Raw genomic sequence first — 21,859 nt, 5'->3', positions numbered from 1 at the left:
CTGATGGATCCAACCCCTCCGCTGCTATAGTGCAGTCGGCTTCTGACGTTCAGTGCAGCCGTCTTCTGAAAACGACACCACCACATGACGATCGAAACACAACCTTTCGATAGCCTTTTGATCTGACAGCACAAACTTTAAGTGTGATCCGTCATCACAAAGTCGCTTTTGAGTTGTATTTGAGTATTTAAGCGACGTTGCTCACTATTCCTGATCTGCTGAATGGGATGCCAAAGGAGGGAATCTACAGAAGCTGGGCTTTGAGGTGAGTCATCTTTTCGACTCGCCGAACAAGCCAGCAGCCAAGCGCAGCGCGGCAGGCTACTGGAAGTTACGTACAAAAGCCCAACCATGTGGCACCATACTAACCGGAACTCTGTCTCAAACGACCAAATGGCCGTACCAATATGAAACCCGACAGCGATGTTATTCACCAGTTGATTACCCTCGCCAACAGCAACCCCCAGGTGCAGGTGCTTTGGCTTTACGGCTCCCGTGCCAAGGGGACTGCTGGTCCTGCCAGCGACTGGGACCTGGCGGTGGCCTTTGATCCGATCAAACAGAACGGACCCTTGGGCACTGCACTGGAGAATCGGTTGCGGCCCGAATTGCTAGCGCTGGAGTGGCAACGAGCCCTGGGGTTGGCAGAGGGGAAACTTTCGGTCGTCGATATCAATCAGGCCCCGATCCCGCTGGCCTTTGCGGTAGTCGATGCCAATCGTCCTCTCTATAGCAGTGATGAGGGGCGACGCTTGCAGGAAGAAGCGCGGATAATGTCGCAGATGGAACTTGGTTATCCCCGTCGCCAGATAGATATCAGTAAGCATCATTCAGAGGAGTAGAGATGAGCGATAACGCCTATATCGGCGCTTTGCGCATCAGCCTGTCGCGCTATCAGGCCGAGCTGTCAGAGATCCGGGCTATTCTGGCGCTGCGTGCGCTTTCCAATCTGGAGTACCGCGCCGCCGAGCGAACCCTGCAAGTGTCTATCGAAGCGTGTATTGGCGTGGCAAAGCACTGGGCTAAAGCATTGGCAAGTCATACCCCACAGGATGCCTATCAGGCATTTGAAATCCTGGCCCAGCGTGGTGAGCTATCCCCCGACACCTTGATCGGCTGGCGCAAGATCATTGGCCTTCGCAATGCGCTGGTGCACGACTATCTGAATATTGACCCCGAGATCATCCGTAGCGTCATTGCTCAAGGCTATAGCGACCAGCTATTCACGTTTGCAGAGCAAGGTCTCGACTGGTTGGCTGCCCATATTGATTGAAACTTCGACGTCATCTCTCCGTTTGCCGTTCTCTTACCCGCTATAAGGGATAAATGTTAAATACCGTCTATGGCGTGTAAATGATACTTACCCTCTACAACAGGTAAATATTGATATACCTGCCATAGCGTGTAAATTGGAAGAAGGCACGCTACCAGGTTGTCGAATCATGAAAGTAACCAGCGCCAAGCAGCTGAGCGCCTGTATCAAGGATGCCAGGCTTTCTCAAAAGCTCTCTCAAGGCAAAGTGGCCGAGAAAGTGGGGATTAGGCAAGACACAGTCTCCAGCTTCGAGCTCAACCCTGAGTCCACCAAGCTGGAGACCCTGTTCAAGATCCTCGCGGCACTCGAATTGTCACTGGACATCAAACCCCGCAATGAGTCATCCGATAGTCCGGCATCGGGCTGGAAGGAGGAGTGGTAATGGCCAATCTGGCTGTCTACATGAACGGCTATCGGGTAGGCACATTCACCAAAACTACCAGCGGCGCCCATCAGTTTCAGTACCATGAGTCATGGCTAGCACAACCGGGCAGCCGTCCGATCTCACTCTCCATGCCATTGCGCCATCAGGCCTACCGGGGCGATGAAACCTATAACTTCTTCGACAACCTGCTGCCAGATAATACGGAGGTGAGAAACAGGGTTGTAGCACGCTATCAAGCGGCATCAACCCAGCCCTTCGATCTGCTCAGTTGCATTGGCCAGGATAGCGTAGGGGCATTACAGCTGGTTACCGAAGGGCACGACGTTCCAGATGTCAGGCGAATCGACTACAAAGCACTTTCCGATGACGAGCTCGAGCAGATCCTGACCAGCTACAAATCAGGAATCCCTTTGGGGATGGTCAGAGAACAAGAGGAGTTCCGGATCTCTATCGCCGGGGCGCAAGAAAAGACTGCGCTGCTCTATCTCGATGACCGTTGGTACTTGCCACTCAACGCAACGCCGACAACCCACATTATCAAACTCCCTATCGGCAAGATTGAAAGCCACTCCTACTCGATAGACCTCTCCCAGAGCGTAGAAAACGAATATCTCTGCACTCTGATTACCAAGGAGTTTGGTCTACCCGTACCTCACTGCTTCATGATGCAGGTTGGCCAGGTCAAAGCACTGGCTGTGGAACGCTTCGACAGACGTTACGCTGCCGATCGCAGTTGGATCATGCGCCTTCCCCAAGAAGATTTCTGTCAGGTATTGAATGTTCCGTCAGCACGGAAATACGAGAACCATGGAGGACCGGGGATCACTGACATCATGAAAACCTTGCTGGGCTCTGCGACACCAGAACAGGATCGCTACCTATTCATGAAATCTCAGGTCCTGTTCTGGCTGCTGGCGGCCACCGATGGCCATGCAAAAAACTTCTCGGTCTTTATTGAGCCGGAAGGGCGTTTTCGCCTGACCCCTTTTTACGACATCCTATCTGTCTATCCAGTATTTGGCGGCCGAGGCCTCAACCGAAGGGACGCCAAGCTCGCTATGGGCCTAGCAAGCAGCAAGGGAAAGAAGTACGCCATTGAGCAGATATTCCCGCGTCATTTCTTCCAAACGGCGAAAGCTGTGGGATTTGAGCGTTCTGCTATGGAAGAGATCCTGACAGAACTGGCCAACTCCGTTGATGATGTTATTGAGAGCGTTACACAGCAATTGCCAGCAGGCTTCCCCGATACCATCAGCAGCACCATTCTAGAGGGCCTAAAAGCCCGCTCAGCCAGGCTGATAAAGGGCTGGGATTAAAATGGCGGTATGTGGGATGACTGCACGGTTAGCCAAACTACCTATGGGAAACTTGCACGGTTCGAAGAGTAAAGCGGCTTTCCAGGTTCCGGACGGTGCTACAGTCGGTTCAAAATATGTTCAAAACTCACCTAAAAAACGGTTTTAAGTGCGTGTGGTGGCATCACGTTGATTCATATGGGAAGGCTGCACGATCGAGAATGGACTATGTGGGAACGCTGCACGATAGCAGAAACCCGTGAGCGGCCTCTCAATATGCTGTTTTAGTTACTTTTACCCCAAGCGGCCCCCGAAAAGTCACTAACATATTGAAGATAATAGATTATTTACATTCTGCATCGGCAAGTAAGCCTGCACGGCAGGCAATGAAAAGCCCGGGTTCATCCCGGGCTTTTTTTGTGCATTTTTCATCCACCAACCTACAGGCGGCGTAGGCACCACATGAAGTAAGCGCCCCCTAACAAGGTGGAGACCAGCCCTACCGGTACCTCCTGCGGGAACAGGATCTGCTGGCCGATCCAGTCCGCTGACACCATCAGCAGGGCGCCGAAGACGGCGGCACCGAGCAGATGCCAGCGTGCCCGCACCAACCCCATCAGCTTGGCCATGTGCGGTGCCAGCAGACCGACGAAGGAGAGCGGTCCCACCACCAGGGTCGCGCTGGCGGTCAGCACGGCCACCAGCAGCAGGATGGCGAGCTGAGCCCGGTTGAGCCGAATGCCGAGCGCGGCGGCCACCGCCGGCCCCATCGGCAGCAGATCGAGCCAGCGACTGAGCAGCAGGCAGGCTGCCAGCAGCGTCAGCGCCAGCACGACCAACCCGCCGGCAATCGGCAGGGTGACGTAATAGGTGGAGCCGGACATCCAGGAGAGCAGTTGCTGCACCCGCAGGTCACCGTTGGCCAGCGCGATGGCCTGCAGCGGCTCGAACAGCGCCGTGATGGCGATGCCGGAGAGCAGCAGCCGCTCCGGCTGGAAGCCGTGGCTGCGATTGACCAGCAGCAACAGCAGCAGACAACCGAAGGCACCGAGCAGGCCGCCGGCCAGCATCATGGGCAGCGGCAGTGCGGGCAGCAGCAGCGCCGTGGCAATCACCCCCATGAAGGTGCCACCACTCACCCCCAGCAGCTCGGGGCTCGCCATGGGGTTGCTGCTGACCCGTTGCAGCAGGGTGCCCGCCAGCGCCAGCAGCATGCCCGCCGCACCGGCCGCCAGGGTGCGCGGCAGCCGCCACTCCAGCTGGGCCTGCCAGCGCAGCCAGCTCGGCCAGTGCCAGCCGTCCATCCCCTGTCCAAACAGCAGGGAGGCGATCACCGCCAATACCAGCCCCATCAACATCAGGCCGACAAGGCGGGCCGGTGCCGGGTGGCGGGCCACCAGCAGGGCAGCATTCGCCTTCGGCGTGCCCGATTTGATACCCAGGCGCGGGATCAGCCACAGCAGCAGTGGCGCCCCCAGCAGGGCCGTCATGGCACCGGTCGGGATGAGCACAGAGCCGCTGCGGCTCAGGGATTGCAGCAGCAGATCGGTAGCCGCCAGCAGCAGAGAACCCAGTACCGAGGCCCACAGCAGCCGCAGGGCCAGTTTTCTCACCCCCAGCAAGCGCACCAGGGCGGGCGCGGCCAACCCGATGAAGCCGATCAGCCCCACCACGCTCACCACGCAGGCGGTGACGAACACCGCCAGCCCCAGCCCGGCGAAACGCAGGTGTTGAAGGGAGACCCCCAGGCTGCGGGCGCTGGCATCATCCAGCTCCAGCACCGCCAGCGGGCGCACCAGCACCGCGGCCAGCACGCCGGCCAGCAGCAGACGGGGCAGCAGGTAGCTCACCCCGCTCCAGCTGTTCTGCACCAGCGAGCCACTGCCCCACACCAGCAAGCCTTTCAGCTCCTCCTGGAAGAACAGCAGAAGCCCCATGCTGATGGCCGCCAGATAGAGGTTGATCACCAGCCCGGCAAAAACGATGACCACTGGATTGAGCTGGCGACGCCAGGCCAGGGCAAACACTAGCCCCATGGCGAGGCTGCCGCCGGCCATGGCGATCCACTCCCGCCCCAGCAGCAGCCAGGAGGGAGCAAACAGGGTCACCATCATCAGCGCCAGCTGGGCGCCGGAGGCCACCCCCAGGGTGGTGGGCGAGGCCAGCGGGTTGCGCAGCACCTGCTGCATCAGGGTACCGGCCAGCCCGAAGGCGGCGCCGGCCAGCAAGCAGATGGCAAGACGAGGCAGCCAGCTGAAGTGGACCACCGCCTGACTGGCATCGGTCAGATCTGGCGACAGCAGGGCCGCCAGCCAACGCGCCACCGGCAACTGACCGGCCAGCTCCCAACCGGCTAGCGCCAGCGTCAGCCCCAGCAGCAGGCTGACGGGAAGCCGCAGCGGCGACGGAAAAATCCGGTTCATCACAACCCCTCCCCGCTTTGCCCATCCTGCTGCAGCGCAGTACTGAGCTGCACGGCGAAGCGACGCGCCGCCAGCACGCCACCAAAACTCCACACCGCGGGCAGATGCAGCACGGCCGCCGCCCTCACCTGTGGCAGCTGCTGCCACAGACCGGGCTCCTGCAGCCGCTCGCTCACCCCGACCGGGATCGGATCGACCACCACCAGCCGCGCTTGCGGCAGCGCCATCAACTGCTCCAGGCTGGCCACGGCAAAGCCCCAGGCATTGGTTTCCCCCTGCCAGCCATTGCGCAGGCCGAGCCGCTGCATCACCGCCGCGAACAGGCTGTGGCGGCCAAATACCCGCACATGGCGCTCATCGATGAACTGCACAACCAGCAGGGGCGGCAGATCTTCGGGTAATGTGGCCCGCATCTGAGCCAGATCCTGGTCCAGCCTGGCCAGCAGTTGCTCGGCCTCGGCGGTCTTGTTCACCAGTGCGGCGATGGTCAGGGTCGCCTCGTGCAGCCGCTGCCACAGATCGACATCCGGTTCGTAGAGCGCGATGGATTGCACCGGCGCGATGCGGGAGAGGGTCGGCGCCAGCGGGGCCGCCAGCGGCGAGATGAGGATGCGATCGGGTTTCAGCTCGGCCAGCAGCTCGCGGTTGGGCTGGGCGCGCTGGCCGATATCCACCACGGCGGCCGGCAGCAGCGGTTCGCCGACCCAGGCGCGGTAGGAGCCGACATCCCCCACCGCCAGCGGCGTCACCCCGAGTGCCAGCAGGGTTTCGGCTATGGTCCAGTCGACGGTGGCAATGAGGGGTACCGACTTCACAGCATCGGCTTGAGGGTGGTCTGCTGCGGCAAGCATCACTGGCTCGGCCTGCAACATGAGCGGAGCCAAGAGGCAGCAGAACCAGCCAACTTTCTTGAATAAGAGCATCGAGATAACAAGCCTTATCTAAACGATGGCGATGGCGTGGTCATGGGCCGGGTGGCGAATGACCTCCATCGGTATGCCATAAATGGCGTGCAGGGTCTCGCCGGTCATGATCTGCTCGGGTTCGCCGTGGGTGAGCAGGCGGCCGGAGTGCAGCGCCACCAGCCGATCGCAGAAACGGGAGGCCATGTTGATGTCGTGAATGACGATGATGACCCCGAGCTTGAGCTGACGGCTCAACTGCTTGACCAGCGTGAGCACCTCCACCTGATGGGCTACGTCCAACGCGGCCAGCGGCTCGTCCAGCAGGATGAAACGGCTCTCCTGGGCCAGCAGCATGGCCAGCCACACCCGCCCCCGCTCGCCGCCGGAGAGCGTATCCACCAGCCGGTCGGCAAAGCGTTCGGTATGGGTCAGCGCGATGGCCCGTTCGACCTGGCGGTGATCCTCCACCCCCATCCGGCCCAGCAGGCCGCGCCAGGGGTAGCGACCCATCTCCACCAGCTCCCGCCCGAGCAGGTTTTCGGCGCTCGGCAGATGCTGGGGCAGATAGGCCACCTGACGGGCGAAGTCGCGCGCCCCCCACGCCGGCAGCGGCTTGTCATCGAACCGGATCTCGCCGTCACTGAGCGGCTGCTGACGTGCCAGCAGCTTGAGCAGGGTGGATTTGCCCGAACCGTTGTGGCCGATGAGGCCATAGACCTTGCCCTGCTCAAAACAGAGATCGGTGGGGTGCAGCAGCGTGCGGTCATTGACCGCGAAGCTGGCTGATTTCATCTCAAACATAAGCGGTTCCTGTTGGCCGGGTTCAAACCGGCACCTCTGCATTCAAGTCACAATCCAGATGGGCGACCGCATCGCGGCTCACCTGCTCGCGCCGCTCGCCGGTCAGCTCGCTGAGCCGGCCCTGGCGCATCTCCAGCAGCCGGTCGGCCTGGGAGAAGTAGAGATCGTCGTGGCTGATGGCGATCACGGTCTTGCCCATCTCCTTCAGGCGCGGCAGCAGCAGCTGATAGAAGATGCGGCGGAACTGGGGATCCTGATCCGCGGCCCACTCGTCAAACAGCATCACCTCGCGCTGCTCGGCCAGCGCCAGCAGCAGGGCGACTCGCTTGCGCTGCCCCTGGGAGAGGTCGATATCGGCGATGAAGCCATCTTCGATGGTGAGCTTGCTGCCCATCTGCAGCCGCTCCAGCCACTCGGCCACCAGCTCATCCTTGGGTTCCGGCCCCAGCAGGTGCTGGAACAGGTGATAGTCGGTGAAAATGGCGGAGAAGAGCGCCAGATAGGCGTTGCGATCGGTGACCGGCTCCCCATCCAGCAGGATCCGGCCCGATACCGGTTGATAGAGGCCGGTCAGCAGCATGGCCAGGGTCGACTTGCCGGAGCCGTTGCCACCGATGATGAAGATCTGCTCCCCCTTTTCGATGACCAGATCGATAGGGCCGACGGCAAAGCCGCCCTCCCCCTGATAGTGAAAGATCACCTGCTCCAACTCGATGCGCTGCCAGGCGCGGGGCGCGGACGGCAGCGGGAAGTCGGCGTCCGGCGCGGCCAGATTGAGGGCCGCAATCTTGTCGAACGCCACCTGGGCAGAGAGCAGGGTCGGCAGGGCGCCAATGCCCTGCAGCAAGGGGGTACGCAAGAACAGCAGGGTCAGCGCGAAGGTGGCGGCCACCCGGGTGTCGGCCCAGCCCAGTCCGTTGGCCAGGAAGAAGACCAGGCCGATGGCCCCCAGCATCATGATATTCGACCAGTTCACCGCGCTCAGGTGATAGGTGTCGGCACGGATGATCTGCTGGCGGTACTCCTGCGCATTCTGCTGATAAAGCTGGTGGTAGACGAAGTGGGCACGCTCGCGGTTGAGCGCCAGCTCCTTGCTGCCGGCGATGATGGCCTGATAGTTCTGATAGAGCCGATCCTCGGCCTGACGCATGTGGGAGAGATGACGATAGACCCGGTTCACCAGCAGCCAGCCCACCACCATGGTGAAGGTGACCCAGAGCGTGGTGACGCCAAGCAGGGCCGGCGACAGCCAGCCGAGGTAGAGGGCCGACCCCAAGGTGAGCACCAGCCCCTGCACCAGCTCCGGCAGGCGCACGAAGGCGATGGTGATCTGGCCGATGTCGCTGGAGAGGGAGGCCAGCAGCGGCCCCTGGCCAATCTGGCGCAGACGGGCGACATCGGTATCCAGCAACTGCTTGAGCAGGCGGCCGCGCAGCCGGTAGACGAAATGATGGCCGAGGGTGGTCAGCGCCAGCTGAGAGCCGAGCGTGATCACCAGCAGCAATAAAATGAGGCCGATCAGCTGACCGAGCACCGGCAGCGGATCGCCGACGGATTCAACGAGAGGCTGATTGATAAAGGCAATGACACCAATCCCGCTGACGGCACTGAGCAGGCTGAGCAGGGTAATGGCGATGAAGGGCCAACGATATTGGCGATAAACCAGAGACAAGAGTTCCATAACGGACCGGTATTCCAGAGAGATCAGAGCAACTGCAGGTGAAAAGAAGGGCGGGAACCCGGTTCCCGCCCCACTTCGATTACCAGCGGTAGTTGATGCTGCCCACTACGCTGCGCGGCTCGCCGTAGTAGCAGTAGTAGTCGCAGCTGGCCACGTAGGTATCACCCAGCAGGTTGTTGACATTGAGCTGAGCCCGCCAGTTCTTGGCAAAGTCATACCCGATCATCGCATCCCATACGGTATGGGCCGGCACCTCGGCCGAGCCATAGATGGGGGTGTAATCCGCATTCACGGCACCGATGCCGACGCTGGAGCCGACGTAGCGCACGCCGCTACCCAGTTCCAGACCGGAGACCGGACCCTGCTGCACCTTGTAGTTGCCCCAGAAGGAGGCCTGGTGGCGCGGGATCAGACTGGCACGGCGATCGCCCTTGCCGGTGTCGTTGGTCTTGGCATCGGTATAGGTGTAGGCGGCAGTCAGGCGCAGCGCCTCGGTGGCCTGCACGCTCCCTTCCAGCTCGACGCCCTGGGAGGTCACTTCACCGGCCTGGGTCTGCTGGCCGGAACCGGTGGAGACCAGCGAGTTGGTCTGCTCCAGATCGAACAGGGCCAGGTTGATGTAGCCATCGAGGAAACTCGGCGCGTACTTGACGCCGGTCTCGTACAGGGTGCCCTTGAGCGGCTTGTAGGATTGGCTGGTGTTGGGGTCGATCCCCGGCAGCACCTCGAACGACTCGGCATAGGCAATATAAGGAGAGAGACCGTTGTCGGCCAGGTACATCAGGCTGCCGGAGAGGGAGAGCTCGTGATCATACTGCTTCTCGTTCTTGCCCTTGGCTTCGCTGATGTTGTGGGTCTCCACGTAGTCGAAGCGACCACCGCCGGTCAGCAACCAGCGATCGTCCCAGCGGATCTGGTGCTGGGCGTAGAGACCGCTCTGGCCCTTGGTGCTCTTCTGGTGGGTGGCGGTGGATTCATCAAAACCGGGGAAGCCGCTGTAATCCGGGTTCATGGTATTGATGGAGCCCATGCCGTAGTTGTCGGCTTCCTGGCCTTCATTGACATGGCGCTGCAGATCCACCCCCAGCAGCAAGGTCTGTTCCGTACTGTCGGTGTTCCAGTAACCCACCATCTGGTTGTCCATGGTGGCGCTCTTGGTGGTGCCATCGCGATAGACCAGGCCGCGGAAGGCGGTAGTGCCTTCATAGGTCGGGAATATATAGGTCTGGCGCAGCAGCAGATCGTTGTAGTTGAAGCGGACGTTCTGCTTGAACTCCCAGGTCTGGTTGAGCTGGTGGGCCAGCTCGTAACCGGTGGAGATCTGGGTGTTACGGTTGCGATCGTAATCCGGCTGGCTCAGGTTGGTGCTGGGATCGATCTGGCCACCGCTGGTATTGAGGGTGCCGTAAACCGGGAAGAAGCCGTTGGTCGGCACCCCTTCGTCGTGCAGGAAGCTGGCCAGCAGGGTCAGGCTGGTGCGATCCGAGAGATCGAAGGTCACGCTCGGCGCCAGATAGACGCGATCGTTGTAAGTGCCATCCAGCACGCCGTCACGCTCTTTATAGAGAGCAACCATGCGGTAGCGGCTGTTGTCGGTCAGCGCATCGGAGACATCCACCCCGATCTGGCGGTGATCCCGGCTGCCGAGCTGCAGATCCAGCAGCCCCTGCGGGGCGGCGGTAGGCCGCTTGCTGATGGCATTGATCACGCCTCCGGGAGGCGCCTCGCCGTAGAGGATCGAGGCTGGTCCTTTCAGCACTTCCACGCTCTCCAGGCCGAACGGCTCCGGCGTCCAGACATAGTAACCGGTGCCGAACAGGCGGTTGCCGTCCAGATAGGAGGCGGCATCGAAGCCACGCACCTTGAACCAGTCGGTATTGTTGTCGGAGCCATAGAGGCCGCTGAGCACGCCGGAGCGGTAGCGCAGGGACTCGTCAAGCTGCTGCACGGCGTGCTGATCCAGGTCCTCGCGGTTGACCACGGAGACGGCGCGAGGCGTCTCGGCCATCGGCACTTCCACCTTCATGGCGGTGCCGGTGACCAGCATGGTCTCGCTGGCCTTGAGCAGTTCTTTCGGTGGTTCGGCCGCCAGCACGGGCAGGCTGGCCAACAGGCAGGAGAGCGGCAACAGTTGCTGTGCGCCTCTCTTTCGCATTGCTGCGATGGGGGTGTCTTTTTGCGCAATCATAGTAAGTGTCTCAAATATCAATGAGTTGTTTCTGATTTCTTATTATTGGTGCCCGGTCATGCCGGTAGCCCGGTTCCTCAGGCGAATAAAGCAGCGACATGCTACTACAGGAGCCATGATCGAATCGATTCAATAATTGCTAATCATTTGCATCTGCATTGTTACTTAACGTATCAAGGCGTCGATTGAGCAGCATATGAAGAGGGGGAGCAGATCTTTTTCTGCCAGTCGGCAAGAAGGTGTCAACGGAGCGCCGGGGATCCCCATTGATGGGCAAAAAGCACCGAGGATCCATTATCCCCAAGCTTTATCCATATTTATCCACACCCTTTGGCGGTAGAATCCGGCTTTTCCTCGCTTTGCCAGAAATCAGGATCCATTACATGGCCAAACTCAATCTCGTCGTCGGTTCCATGCTGGGAGCCGCCGAATATGTTGCAGATCACGTCGCCAGCTTGCTGGAACAGGCAGGCCATCAGGCCGAGATCCACAATCCGGCCAGCCTGGCCGAGGTGCTCGCCGAGCCCGAAGCCATACTGCTGGTGGTCACCTCCACCCACGGCGCCGGCGATGTGCCGGACAACCTGCAGCCCTTCGCCAAGGATCTTGCCGAGCAGCATCCGGATCTTAAAACATTGAAATATGGCGTGATCGCGCTGGGTGACAGCAGTTATGACACCTTTTGCCAGGGCGGCAAGACGCTGGATCGACTGCTGGCCGAGTGCGGCGCCAGCCGGATTGGAGATCGTCTCGACATCGACGTGACCCAGCACGAGATCCCGGAAGATGCCGCTGAAGGCTGGATCCGGGACTGGCTGGCATTGATCGCCTGAACGGGAGCGGGAGATCCGGTAAAAAAGGCCTTGATCTCCCCGCTTATCCCCAGATCGCTATCCACCAGGTTATTAACAGATGGATCCGGATAAGTTGTTCTACGCCGTTACCCACAACGACGCCGAGAAATGTGTATAACTATGGTGTAAAACTCTGTAAAACCTATAGTTATCCATGTATGAGATCCAGAGCGGCAAGCCTCTGTGCATAAAAACCCTTGTTATCCCCCAGTTCACGGGGCCAGGATCCAAGCTTTTCCACAACCTGGGATCGTCTTTAACACGATGATCTTTATGATCAAAAAGTGCTTATCAACAGAAGTGGCGGATCCTAATAAAAGATCCAATAAAAGATCGATCTAAAGATCCTTAAGATCTATTTAGTGGATCCTCCCTCCATACTGAACGCTAAGTAGACGTTCCCCTCAGGGCGTGAAACAGATAGAATGTTCCGCCCTTCAGCCCAGGCAAATAAAGATCTTCAGGCGTGCAGATCAAGGTGATCCCCAATGCAATACCATGAACAATTTGATGTGATCGTCGTTGGCGGCGGTCATGCAGGAACCGAAGCAGCAACAGCGGCAGCCCGGATGGGGCTGAATACCCTGTTGCTGACCCACAATATCGATACGCTGGGACACATGTCCTGTAATCCGGCGATCGGCGGGATCGGCAAGGGACACCTGGTCAAGGAAGTAGATGCCCTCGGCGGGATCATGGCGCGCGCCATCGATCTTGGCGGGATCCAGTTCCGCACCCTCAACTCCTCCAAAGGACCGGCAGTGCGCGCCACTCGTGCCCAGGCGGATCGCCTGCTGTACAAGGCCGTCGTACGCCAGATGCTGGAGAACTACCCCAACCTGAAGATCTTCCAACAGGCCTGTGACGATCTGATCATGGACGGGGATCGGGTTGCCGGCGTGGTGACCCAGAGCGGGATCCGCATCAGTGGCAAGACGGTAGTACTGACCGTCGGCACCTTCCTGAACGGCCTGATCCACATCGGGATGGAGAACTACAAGGGCGGCCGCGCCGGGGATCCTCCCTCGATCGCTCTCGCCCAGCGCCTGCGGGAACTGCCGCTGCGCATCGATCGCCTCAAGACCGGCACTCCGCCGCGCATCGATGCCCGCAGCGTCGATTTATCGGTGATGCAGGCCCAGTACGGCGACGATCCGCGCCCGGTCTTCTCCTTCATCGGCGACGCCAGCCAGCACCCGCGTCAGGTGCCCTGCTACGTTACCCATACCAACGAGCGCACCCACGAGGTGATCCGCAACAACCTGGATCGCAGCCCCATGTACGCCGGGGTGATCGAGGGGATTGGGCCGCGTTACTGCCCGTCGATCGAGGACAAGATCACCCGTTTTGCCGACAAGACGGCGCACCAGATCTTCGTCGAGCCGGAAGGCCTGACCACCCACGAACTCTACCCGAACGGGATCTCCACCAGCCTGCCGTTCGACGTGCAGGTGCAGATCGTCCGTTCCGTGCGCGGCTTCGAGAATGCCCACATCACCCGTCCCGGCTACGCCATCGAGTATGACTTCTTCGATCCGCGGGATCTCAAGGCCAACATGGAGAGCAAGTGCATTCCAAACCTGTTCTTCGCCGGCCAGATCAACGGCACCACCGGCTATGAAGAGGCGGCCGCCCAGGGTCTGCTGGCCGGTCTGAACGCCGGTCTGCGGGCGCAGGAGAAAGATGCCTGGCATCCGCGCCGGGATCAGGCCTACATCGGCGTGATGATGGACGATCTCTCCACCCTGGGGACTCGCGAGCCCTACCGCATGTTCACCAGTCGCGCCGAATATCGCCTGCTGCTGCGCGAAGACAACGCCGATCTGCGTCTGACCGGCATCGGCCGTGAACTGGGTCTGGTGGACGACGAGCGCTGGGGCAAGTTCAACGCCAAGATGGAGCAGGTGGAGCAGGAGCGTCAGCGCATGCGCTCGACCTGGATCCACCCGCAGCATCCGTCGCTGGAGGCGGTCAATGCTCTGGTCAACACCCCGTTGACCCGCGAGCAGAGCCTGGAAGAGCTGCTGCGTCGCCCCGAGGTGACCTATGAGGCCCTGATGGCTATCGAGGGGGTCGGTCCGGCCCTGCCCGATACGGCAGCCGCCGATCAGGTGGAGATCCAGATCAAGTACGCCGGCTACATCGAACGCCAGCACGACGAAGTGGAGAAGCAACTGCGCAACGAGAACACCTTGTTGCCGCTGGACATGAACTACCGCGACGTCAACGGCCTCTCCAACGAGGTGATCGCCAAGCTCAACGATGCCAAGCCGCAGACCATAGGTCAGGCGTCCCGCATCTCAGGCATCACCCCGGCGGCCATCTCCATCCTGCTGGTTCATCTGAAAAAACACGGCCTGCTGCGTAAAACCGCCTGAGGATCCTACCGTTGCAAAACATGCTGGAAAGATTGAACGGCCTGCTCATGCAGGCCGGAATTGTTATCACCGATACCCAAAAGACCCAGTTGGTTCAGCTTGTCGAGTTGCTGCACAAGTGGAACAAGGCTTACAATCTCACCTCGGTACGAGATCCGGACGCCATGCTGGTCAAGCATATCCTCGACAGCCTGGTGGTGAGCCAGCACCTGCACGGTGAGCGCTTCATCGATGTGGGCACCGGCCCGGGCCTGCCCGGCCTGCCGTTGGCGATCATCAACCCGGACAAGCAATTCGTGCTGCTGGACAGCTTGGGCAAGCGGATCAACTTCATCCGCCAGGTGATCCTGGAGCTGGGCTTGACCAACGTGACGCCGGTCAAATCCAGGGTCGAGGAGTATCAGCCCGAGGTCGGATTTGACGGTGTGCTGAGCCGGGCATTCGCCTCGCTGGAAGACATGCTGAACTGGTGTCACCATCTGCCGTCGGCCCAGGGCAGCTTCCTGGCGCTCAAGGGACAATTCCCCGAGCAGGAGCTGGCCCAGTTGCCCGCCAACATCCATCTGGTCGCCTCCCATCAACTGGTGGTGCCGGAGCTGGAAGGCGAACGTCATCTGCTGGAATTCAAACATATCCAGCCCGAATAGGGTCGCAGTTTCATTTAGGGGACAGTGTGGGAAAAGTCATCGCCATAGCCAACCAGAAGGGTGGAGTGGGTAAAACCACCACCTGTGTGAACTTGGCCGCCTCCATGGCCGCTACCCGCCGCAAGGTGCTGGTGATCGATCTGGATCCGCAGGGCAATGCCACCATGGGCAGCGGTGTCGACAAGTACGACGTCGAGCGCACCGCCTATGAGCTGCTGATCGAGGATGCCCCCATCGGCGAGGTGATCATCCCCGAAACCTCCGGGGGCTATCACCTGATCGCCGCCAACGCCGACGTGACCGCAGCCGAAATCCGGCTGATGGAATTCTTCGCCCGCGAGATCCGCCTGCGCAATGCGCTGGCCTCGGTACGAGACAAATACGACTACGTCTTCATCGACTGCCCGCCTTCTCTCAACATGCTGACCGTCAACGCCATGGCTGCCGCCGACTCCGTGCTGGTGCCCATGCAGTGCGAATACTATGCGCTGGAAGGGCTTACCGCCCTGGTCGACACCATCAGCAAGCTGGCAGCAGTGGTCAACCCGGAGCTGAAGATCGAGGGGGTGCTGCGCACCATGTTCGATCACCGCAACCGGTTGGCCAATGATGTGTCCGATCAGCTTAAACAGCACTTCGGGGACAAGGTCTATCGCACCATCATTCCCCGCAACGTAAGACTGGCTGAGGCGCCGAGCTTCGGTGCGCCGGCCATGCACTATGACAAATCATCGGTGGGCGCCAAGGCCTATCTGGCTCTGGCTGGCGAGATCCTGCGCCGTCAGGAGCAGGAACGTCAGGTGACCATCGCAGACCGAGAGAGCATATGACGCCGAAAAAACGTGGGCTGGGCAAGGGGCTGGACGCTCTGCTCAGCACCAGCACGGCCGCGCGCCAGAAACAGGTGATGAGCGACCAGCGCACTGAGCAGGCCATGGCCCCGACCAACCAGGGCGAGCTGCGCAAGCTGCCGGTGGAGTGGCTGCAATCCGGCAAGTACCAGCCGCGCAAGGATATGTCGCAGGATGCGCTGGAAGATCTGGCCAACTCCATCCGTGCCCAGGGGGTGATCCAGCCCATCGTGGTGCGTCCGCTCGGCGAGCACTCCTTCGAAATCATCGCCGGTGAGCGGCGCTGGCGCGCCTCCCAGCTGGCCCGCCTCGAGGTGGTGCCCTGCCTGGTCAAGGACGTGCCCGACGAGGCGGCCGTCGCCATCGCGCTGATTGAGAATATCCAGCGCGAGGATCTCAATGCCATCGAAGAGGCGGTCGCCCTGCAGCGGCTGCTGACCGAATTCGAACTGACCCACCAGCAGGTGGCCGAGGCGGTGGGCAAGTCCCGCACCACGGTCACCAATCTGCTGCGCCTCAATCAGCTCAACGACGACGTGAAGCGCTTCGTCGAGCACGGCGACCTCGACATGGGTCATGCCCGTGCCCTGCTGGCCCTGAGCGGCCAGGCACAGTCCGAACTGGCGAAACTGGTGGCCCAGAAGGGGCTGACAGTGCGAGATACCGAGAAGCTGGTGCAAAAAGCGCTGGAACCGGCAAAAGCCAAGGTCGAGCCCGTCCGTGATCCCCAGTTTGGTTATCTCGAGCGCCAGATTTCAGAAAAAATTGGCAATCAGGTACAACTTCAGCCGGGAAAACAGGATAGCGGTAAGTTAGTAATAAGTTACGAGAACTTGGCGGATTTGGACCGGGTATTGGGCTATTTTGGCCTGTCAGAAACGTGATTTTTACGCTTTTTGTAGTAATAAAACATCCATTCCTTTTGATATGAACATAACCTTAATTCTGTGCGGAAAGCCGCAAAAATTAAGGATTTTTGCCATGTTGCAATAGCTGTCTTCAAGGGTATAATTTGACCGGCTTTTTGGGCTGTAAACGCGGGGTCTTCGGATCCCGATTTTTTACAGTTCTGTAATGTTCAGGGGTAGGTTGGTGAAGCAGAAAATAGCCTTGGAAGGTTTAACGCTGGCCTTGGCTATGCTCGTTTGTCAGCTCGTCCTGATCCTGGCGATCAGTACCGTCTGGTTTTACCAGACCGGTGCGTTTGCCGGACGCTCCTCCCTCTTCGGGGGGGGCATGTACTGGGTTCCTCAAGCCCTGTTCACGCTCTGGGTTCTGCGCCGCAAGGTGACGAAGGAGAGTGTGGGCCTGGTTCTGCGGGACTTTTATGGTGGGGCAGGGATTAAGCTCATTACTACAACAGGACTTTTCGCCCTGATGTTTGGCGCCGGGATCGAGGTCGATACCGTCTCGTTCTTCGCCACTTATATCCTCGCCCTCGTTGTACAGTGGATAGTCTCATTCACGCTTAACAACCACTATTAGGAAAACTCATGTCTGCAACCGGAGAAGTCCTGACTCCTCAGGGATATATCTCCCACCATCTGACCCATCTGCAAGTCGGGTCTGGGTTCTGGACGGTGAATATCGATTCCATGATATTTTCCGTCTTGCTAGGCGCTCTGTTTATCTGGTCGTTCCGCCGTGTCGCCGTCAAGGCTACCAGTGGTGTGCCCGGCAAACTGCAGTGCTTTGTGGAGATGCTGGTCGAGTTTGTGAGTGGTAACGTCAAGGACATCTTTCACGGTCGTAACAAGGTCATCGCACCTTTGGGCCTGACAGTGTTCGTGTGGATCTTTCTGATGAACCTGATGGATCTGATCCCCGTTGACTTTATCCCCCACGCTGCACAGTTGATGGGTGTTCCCTATCTGCGTGTGGTTCCCTCTGCTGACGTTAACATCACCATGTCCATGGCTTTGGGCGTGTTCTTCTTGATCCTGTACTACAGCATCAAGGTCAAGGGTATCGGCGGGTTCGTGAAGGAGCTGACGCTTCAGCCTTTCAACCACCCGGCGGCCATCCCGGTTAACCTCATCCTGGAAACTGTTACGCTGATTTCCAAACCTGTTTCTCTGGGTCTTCGACTGTTCGGCAACATGTATGCTGGCGAACTGATCTTTATCCTGATTGCGGGTTTGCTACCCTGGTGGTCACAGTGGATCCTGTCCGTGCCTTGGGCAATTTTCCACATCCTGATCATCACTTTGCAGGCGTTTATCTTCATGGTGCTGACCATCGTCTATCTGTCGATGGCACAAGAAGACCATGGTTGATGCAACTCAAATAATCCTTTTTATACAATCAATTACATCTAAATAAATGGAGATCCTCATGGAAAACTTGAACATGGACCTGCTGTACATCGCTGCTGCAATGATGATGGGTCTGGCGGCTATCGGCGCGTCCATCGGTATCGGTATCCTGGGTGGCAAGTTCCTGGAAGGCGCTGCTCGTCAACCTGACCTGATCCCTGTTCTGCGTACCCAGTTCTTCATCGTGATGGGTCTGGTGGATGCGATCCCGATGATCGCCGTTGGTCTGGGTCTGTACGTGATGTTTGCGGTTGCTGGCTAAGTCTCAACGACTCCCGGACATAACCCATTAACTAACTAAGAGGACATAGGCTGTGAATATCAACGCCACCCTCCTCGGCCAAGCAATTGCTTTTTTCATCTTCGTAGTGTTTTGCATGAAGTACGTATGGCCGCCGCTGATGGCAGCCATCGAAGCCCGTCAGAAAGCCATTGCTGACGGTCTCTCTTCCGCGGAGCGTGCCAAGAAAGATCTGGATTTGGCCAAGGCCAACGCCACCGATCAGCTGAAAGAAGCCAAGCTCCAGGCTGCAGAAATCATTGAACAGGCTAACAAACGTAAAGCCCAGATCATTGATGAGGCTGCTGCCGGTGCCCACTCTGAGCGGGAAAAAATCCTGGCTCAGGGCCGTGCCGAGATCGAAGCTGAACGTCATCGTGCCAAAGAAGAACTGCGTAAGCAGGTTGCTGCTCTTGCCATTGCTGGTGCAGAGAAGATCCTGGCGCGTCAAATCGACCAGGCTGCCAACAGCGACATCGTCGACAAACTGGTAGCAGAACTGTAACGGGAACGGGGCTATGTCTGAACTGACTACAATCGCTCGCCCCTACGCCAAGGCTGCTTTCGAGTTTGCCGTTGAGCACAAGGCGGTTGACCAGTGGCTGGGGATGCTCGGCTTCGCTGCACAAGTAGCGGAGAACGAGACCATCCACAACCTGGTAAACGGCTCTGTGGCTGCTGAAGAACTGGCAAGTATCTTTGTCGGTATCTGCGGTGAGCAACTCGACGAGCATGGTCAGAACCTGATCCGGGTGATGGCTGAGAATGGTCGCTTGGGTGTGCTGCCGGCGGTCGTTGCTGAATTCGTCGCGTTCAAGGCTGAACTGGATAAAGAAGTTCAGGCTGACGTGATTTCGGCGATCGAACTGACCGACCAGCAGAAAGCCAATATTCAGGCTTCTCTGGAACAACGTCTCGCGCGCAAAGTGAAGCTGAATTGCAGCATGGATGCGTCCTTGATGGCCGGGGTGCTCATCAAGGCCGGTGATCTGGTTATCGACGGTACAGTCCGCGGTAAGCTGGATCGCATGGCTGACGCGCTGCAATCTTGATTGGGGTATTAGAGCATGCAACTGAATTCCACTGAAATCGCCGAGCTGATCAAGCAGCGCATTGCGCAGTTTGATATCAAGAGCGAAGCGCGTAACGAAGGTACCATCGTCTCTGTGAGCGACGGTATCATTCGTATTCACGGCCTGGCCGATGCCATGCAAGGTGAGATGATCGAGCTGCCGGGCAACCGCTACGCTCTGGCATTGAACCTGGAGCGTGACTCCGTCGGTGCGGTGATCATGGGTTCCTATGACGGTCTGTCAGAAGGAATGAAAGTAAAAGGGACTGGCCGCATTCTGGAAGTGCCGGTCGGTCGTGGTCTGTTGGGCCGGGTGTTGAACACCCTGGGTCAGCCGATCGACGGTAAAGGTCCAATCGACAACGACGGCTTCTCGCCGATCGAAGTGATTGCACCGGGCGTTATCGAGCGTAAGTCTGTTGACCAGCCGGTCCAGACCGGTCTGAAAGCCATCGATGCCATGATCCCTATCGGTCGTGGCCAGCGTGAGCTGATCATCGGTGACCGTCAGGTTGGTAAGACCGCCATCGCGATCGACACCATCATCAACCAGAAAGACTCCGGCATTAAGTGTGTCTACGTTGCGATTGGCCAGAAGGCCTCCACCATCGCCAACGTGGTACGCAAGCTGGAAGAGCACGGCGCCCTGGCCAACACCATCGTGGTAGTTGCCTCTGCTTCCGAAGCTGCCGCTCTGCAGTACCTGGCTCCGTATGCCGGCTGCTCCATGGGTGAGTACTTCCGTGACCGCGGTGAAGACGCGCTGATCATCTATGATGACCTGTCCAAGCAGGCCGTAGCTTATCGCCAGATCTCCCTGCTGCTGCGCCGTCCGCCAGGACGTGAAGCTTACCCGGGTGATGTTTTCTATCTGCACTCCCGTCTGCTGGAGCGTGCTGCTCGCGTCAACGCCGAGTACGTAGAGAAGTTCACCAATGGTGCCGTGAAAGGCCAGACAGGTTCCCTGACCGCGCTGCCGATCATCGAAACCCAGGCGGGTGACGTATCTGCATTCGTACCGACCAACGTGATCTCCATCACTGATGGTCAGATCTTCCTGACTTCACAGCTGTTCAACTCCGGTATTCGTCCGGCGGTTGACCCGGGTATCTCCGTATCCCGTGTGGGCGGTGCTGCTCAGACCAAGATCGTCAAGAAGCTGTCCGGTGGTATCCGTACCGCGCTGGCCCAGTATCGCGAACTGGCGGCATTCGCCCAGTTCTCCTCCGATCTGGACGACGCAACCCGCAAGCAGCTGGACCACGGTCAGAAAGTGACCGAGCTGATGAAGCAGAAACAGTACTCTCCGCTGAGCGTGGCTCACCAGTCTCTGGTGCTGTTCGCCGCGGAAAAAGGCTATCTCTCCGATGTCGAGCTGAACAAGATCGTCGACTTCGAAGCCGCTCTGCTCTCTTACGCCAATACCCAGCATGCTGAGCTGATGGCTGAAATCAATGCCAAGGCCGACTACAACGACGCGATCGTTGGCAAGCTGACTGCGTTGCTGGATGACTTCAAGGCAACCCAGACCTGGTAAGCGTGTGTGGCAGCGCGAGCTGCCACCTGATGGAGAGTAAGAGATGGCCGGCGCAAAAGAGATACGTAACAAGATCGGGAGTGTGAAAAACACTCAGAAGATCACCGGCGCTATGGAAATGGTGGCAGCAAGCAAGATGCGCCGTGCGCAAGATCGCATGTCTGCCAGCCGTCCGTACGCTGAAACCATGCGCAAGGTGATCGGCCATATCGCTCAGGGGAACTTGGAATACAAGCACCCCTACCTCATCGAACGTGAGGTCAAGCGAGTGGGTTACATCGTCGTCTCCACCGACCGTGGCCTGTGTGGCGGTTTGAACATCAACCTGTTCAAGGCTGCCCTCAATGATATGAAGCAATGGAGCGCGAAAGGAGCCAAGGTTGACCTGGCTCTGATCGGCAACAAGGCCTCCAACTTCTTTGAACGGCACGGCGCCAAGGTGAAAGCTCATGTCGCAGGACTGGGCGATAACCCGAGCGTCAATGACCTGATTGGTTCAGTCAAGGTCATGCTGAAGGCTTACGACAACGGTGAGATTGACAGGCTGTACCTGGTGTACAACAAGTTCGTCAACACCATGGTTCAGCAACCACGAGTCGATCAACTGCTGCCTTTGCCCGTAACTGAAGACAGCAAGCTCGCCAAGAAACACCACTGGGATTACCTCTATGAGCCGGATCCCAAGCAACTGCTGGATACCCTGCTGATTCGCTACGTCGAATCCCAGGTGTACCAGGGGGTAGTGGAAAACTTGGCAAGTGAACAGGCAGCCCGAATGGTTGCCATGCAAGCCGCGACTGACAACGCCGGTAACCTGATTAACGATCTGCAACTGGTATACAACAAGGCCCGTCAGGCCAGTATTACCCAGGAACTGACAGAGATCGTATCCGGTGCTGCTGCGGTGTAAGGCAAGGGTTATCAAAGGTTTA

At 58.8% G+C, this 21,859-nt stretch carries 21 protein-coding genes; 16 read left to right on the top strand and 5 right to left on the bottom strand.

The window, feature by feature from the left end; genetic code table 11:
• The first annotated feature begins 407 nt into the window (after positions 1-407).
• The 4 genes from mntA (at position 408) to PG899_RS17775 (ending at position 3,016) form a co-directional block, all read left to right on the top strand.
• A complete protein-coding gene (gene mntA, locus PG899_RS17790) occupies positions 408-842 on the top strand; it encodes a type VII toxin-antitoxin system MntA family adenylyltransferase antitoxin (RefSeq protein ID WP_270693932.1) in 435 nt (144 codons plus the stop codon).
• Between the two features lie 2 nt (positions 843-844).
• Positions 845-1,273, top strand: a complete 429-nt coding sequence (gene hepT / locus PG899_RS17785) for a type VII toxin-antitoxin system HepT family RNase toxin (RefSeq protein ID WP_270693933.1) — start codon at positions 845-847, stop codon at positions 1,271-1,273.
• Between the two features lie 169 nt (positions 1,274-1,442).
• Positions 1,443-1,697, top strand: coding sequence for a helix-turn-helix domain-containing protein (locus PG899_RS17780; RefSeq protein ID WP_042047685.1), 255 nt, complete (start codon positions 1,443-1,445; stop codon positions 1,695-1,697).
• The gene (locus tag PG899_RS17775) at positions 1,697-3,016 is read left to right on the top strand and encodes a type II toxin-antitoxin system HipA family toxin (protein ID WP_270693935.1); all 1,320 of its coding nucleotides are present in this window, start codon (positions 1,697-1,699) and stop codon (positions 3,014-3,016) included. The genes PG899_RS17780 and PG899_RS17775 overlap by 1 nt, the downstream gene beginning before the upstream one ends.
• A gap of 419 nt (positions 3,017-3,435) precedes the next feature.
• On the opposite strand, the gene fhuB is transcribed toward PG899_RS17775, so the two are convergent.
• The 5 genes from fhuB to PG899_RS17750 all read right to left on the bottom strand — a co-directional run bounded on the left by fhuB (position 3,436) and on the right by PG899_RS17750 (position 10,993).
• Positions 3,436-5,418: a Fe(3+)-hydroxamate ABC transporter permease FhuB gene (gene fhuB, locus PG899_RS17770; protein WP_077096335.1), complete on the bottom strand. Its 1,983-nt coding sequence runs from the start codon at positions 5,416-5,418 to the stop codon at positions 3,436-3,438.
• Entirely contained in the window at positions 5,418-6,341 is a 924-nt protein-coding gene (locus PG899_RS17765) for an ABC transporter substrate-binding protein (protein ID WP_077096334.1), read from the bottom strand. The genes fhuB and PG899_RS17765 overlap by 1 nt, the downstream gene beginning before the upstream one ends.
• Positions 6,342-6,359: 18 nt before the next feature.
• A complete protein-coding gene (locus tag PG899_RS17760) occupies positions 6,360-7,124 on the bottom strand; it encodes an ATP-binding cassette domain-containing protein (RefSeq protein WP_039214120.1) in 765 nt (254 codons plus the stop codon).
• 22 nt (positions 7,125-7,146) lie between these two features.
• Positions 7,147-8,805, bottom strand: a complete 1,659-nt coding sequence (locus PG899_RS17755; RefSeq protein WP_077096333.1) for a multidrug ABC transporter permease/ATP-binding protein — start codon at positions 8,803-8,805, stop codon at positions 7,147-7,149.
• Between the two features lie 79 nt (positions 8,806-8,884).
• On the bottom strand, positions 8,885-10,993 hold the full coding sequence (locus PG899_RS17750; RefSeq protein ID WP_179101426.1) for a TonB-dependent siderophore receptor: 2,109 nt from the start codon (positions 10,991-10,993) through the stop codon (positions 8,885-8,887).
• 383 nt (positions 10,994-11,376) lie between these two features.
• On the opposite strand from PG899_RS17750, the gene mioC reads away from it, so the two are divergent.
• The 12 genes from mioC (at position 11,377) to atpG (ending at position 21,837) form a co-directional block, all read left to right on the top strand.
• Positions 11,377-11,826 (top strand): FMN-binding protein MioC, encoded by a 450-nt coding sequence (gene mioC / locus PG899_RS17745; RefSeq protein WP_029302499.1) that lies wholly within the window; start codon positions 11,377-11,379, stop codon positions 11,824-11,826.
• A 509-nt stretch (positions 11,827-12,335) separates the two neighbouring features.
• Positions 12,336-14,225 carry a tRNA uridine-5-carboxymethylaminomethyl(34) synthesis enzyme MnmG gene (gene mnmG, locus PG899_RS17740; protein WP_016352399.1) on the top strand — a complete coding sequence of 630 codons (1,890 nt, stop codon included), beginning with the start codon at positions 12,336-12,338 and terminating at the stop codon, positions 14,223-14,225.
• 20 nt (positions 14,226-14,245) lie between these two features.
• Complete coding sequence (gene rsmG, locus PG899_RS17735; protein ID WP_024946269.1) at positions 14,246-14,872, top strand: 16S rRNA (guanine(527)-N(7))-methyltransferase RsmG; 627 nt, start codon at positions 14,246-14,248, stop codon at positions 14,870-14,872.
• 26 nt (positions 14,873-14,898) lie between these two features.
• Positions 14,899-15,702: a ParA family protein gene (locus PG899_RS17730; RefSeq protein WP_011707916.1), complete on the top strand. Its 804-nt coding sequence runs from the start codon at positions 14,899-14,901 to the stop codon at positions 15,700-15,702.
• Positions 15,699-16,607, top strand: coding sequence for a ParB/RepB/Spo0J family partition protein (locus PG899_RS17725; protein ID WP_011707915.1), 909 nt, complete (start codon positions 15,699-15,701; stop codon positions 16,605-16,607). The genes PG899_RS17730 and PG899_RS17725 overlap by 4 nt, the downstream gene beginning before the upstream one ends.
• Positions 16,608-16,797: 190 nt before the next feature.
• Entirely contained in the window at positions 16,798-17,208 is a 411-nt protein-coding gene (locus PG899_RS17720) for an ATP synthase subunit I (RefSeq protein ID WP_017410469.1), read from the top strand.
• Between the two features lie 8 nt (positions 17,209-17,216).
• The gene (atpB, locus tag PG899_RS17715; protein WP_011707913.1) at positions 17,217-17,999 is read left to right on the top strand and encodes a F0F1 ATP synthase subunit A; all 783 of its coding nucleotides are present in this window, start codon (positions 17,217-17,219) and stop codon (positions 17,997-17,999) included.
• A gap of 58 nt (positions 18,000-18,057) precedes the next feature.
• The gene (gene atpE, locus PG899_RS17710) at positions 18,058-18,300 is read left to right on the top strand and encodes a F0F1 ATP synthase subunit C (protein ID WP_005307205.1); all 243 of its coding nucleotides are present in this window, start codon (positions 18,058-18,060) and stop codon (positions 18,298-18,300) included.
• A gap of 52 nt (positions 18,301-18,352) precedes the next feature.
• Entirely contained in the window at positions 18,353-18,823 is a 471-nt protein-coding gene (atpF, locus tag PG899_RS17705; protein WP_011707912.1) for a F0F1 ATP synthase subunit B, read from the top strand.
• Between the two features lie 13 nt (positions 18,824-18,836).
• Positions 18,837-19,370, top strand: coding sequence for a F0F1 ATP synthase subunit delta (gene atpH / locus PG899_RS17700; RefSeq protein ID WP_011707911.1), 534 nt, complete (start codon positions 18,837-18,839; stop codon positions 19,368-19,370).
• Positions 19,371-19,385: 15 nt separating this feature from the next.
• Positions 19,386-20,927: a F0F1 ATP synthase subunit alpha gene (atpA, locus tag PG899_RS17695; RefSeq protein ID WP_011707910.1), complete on the top strand. Its 1,542-nt coding sequence runs from the start codon at positions 19,386-19,388 to the stop codon at positions 20,925-20,927.
• Positions 20,928-20,970: 43 nt separating this feature from the next.
• The gene (gene atpG / locus PG899_RS17690) at positions 20,971-21,837 is read left to right on the top strand and encodes a F0F1 ATP synthase subunit gamma (RefSeq protein WP_011707909.1); all 867 of its coding nucleotides are present in this window, start codon (positions 20,971-20,973) and stop codon (positions 21,835-21,837) included.
• Positions 21,838-21,859 lie beyond the last annotated feature (22 nt).

It is taken from the genome of Aeromonas sp. QDB39 (genome assembly GCF_027707585.1).
Taxonomy (GTDB): domain Bacteria; phylum Pseudomonadota; class Gammaproteobacteria; order Enterobacterales; family Aeromonadaceae; genus Aeromonas; species Aeromonas hydrophila.
This window is presented reverse-complemented; position numbering and strand designations above follow the sequence as displayed.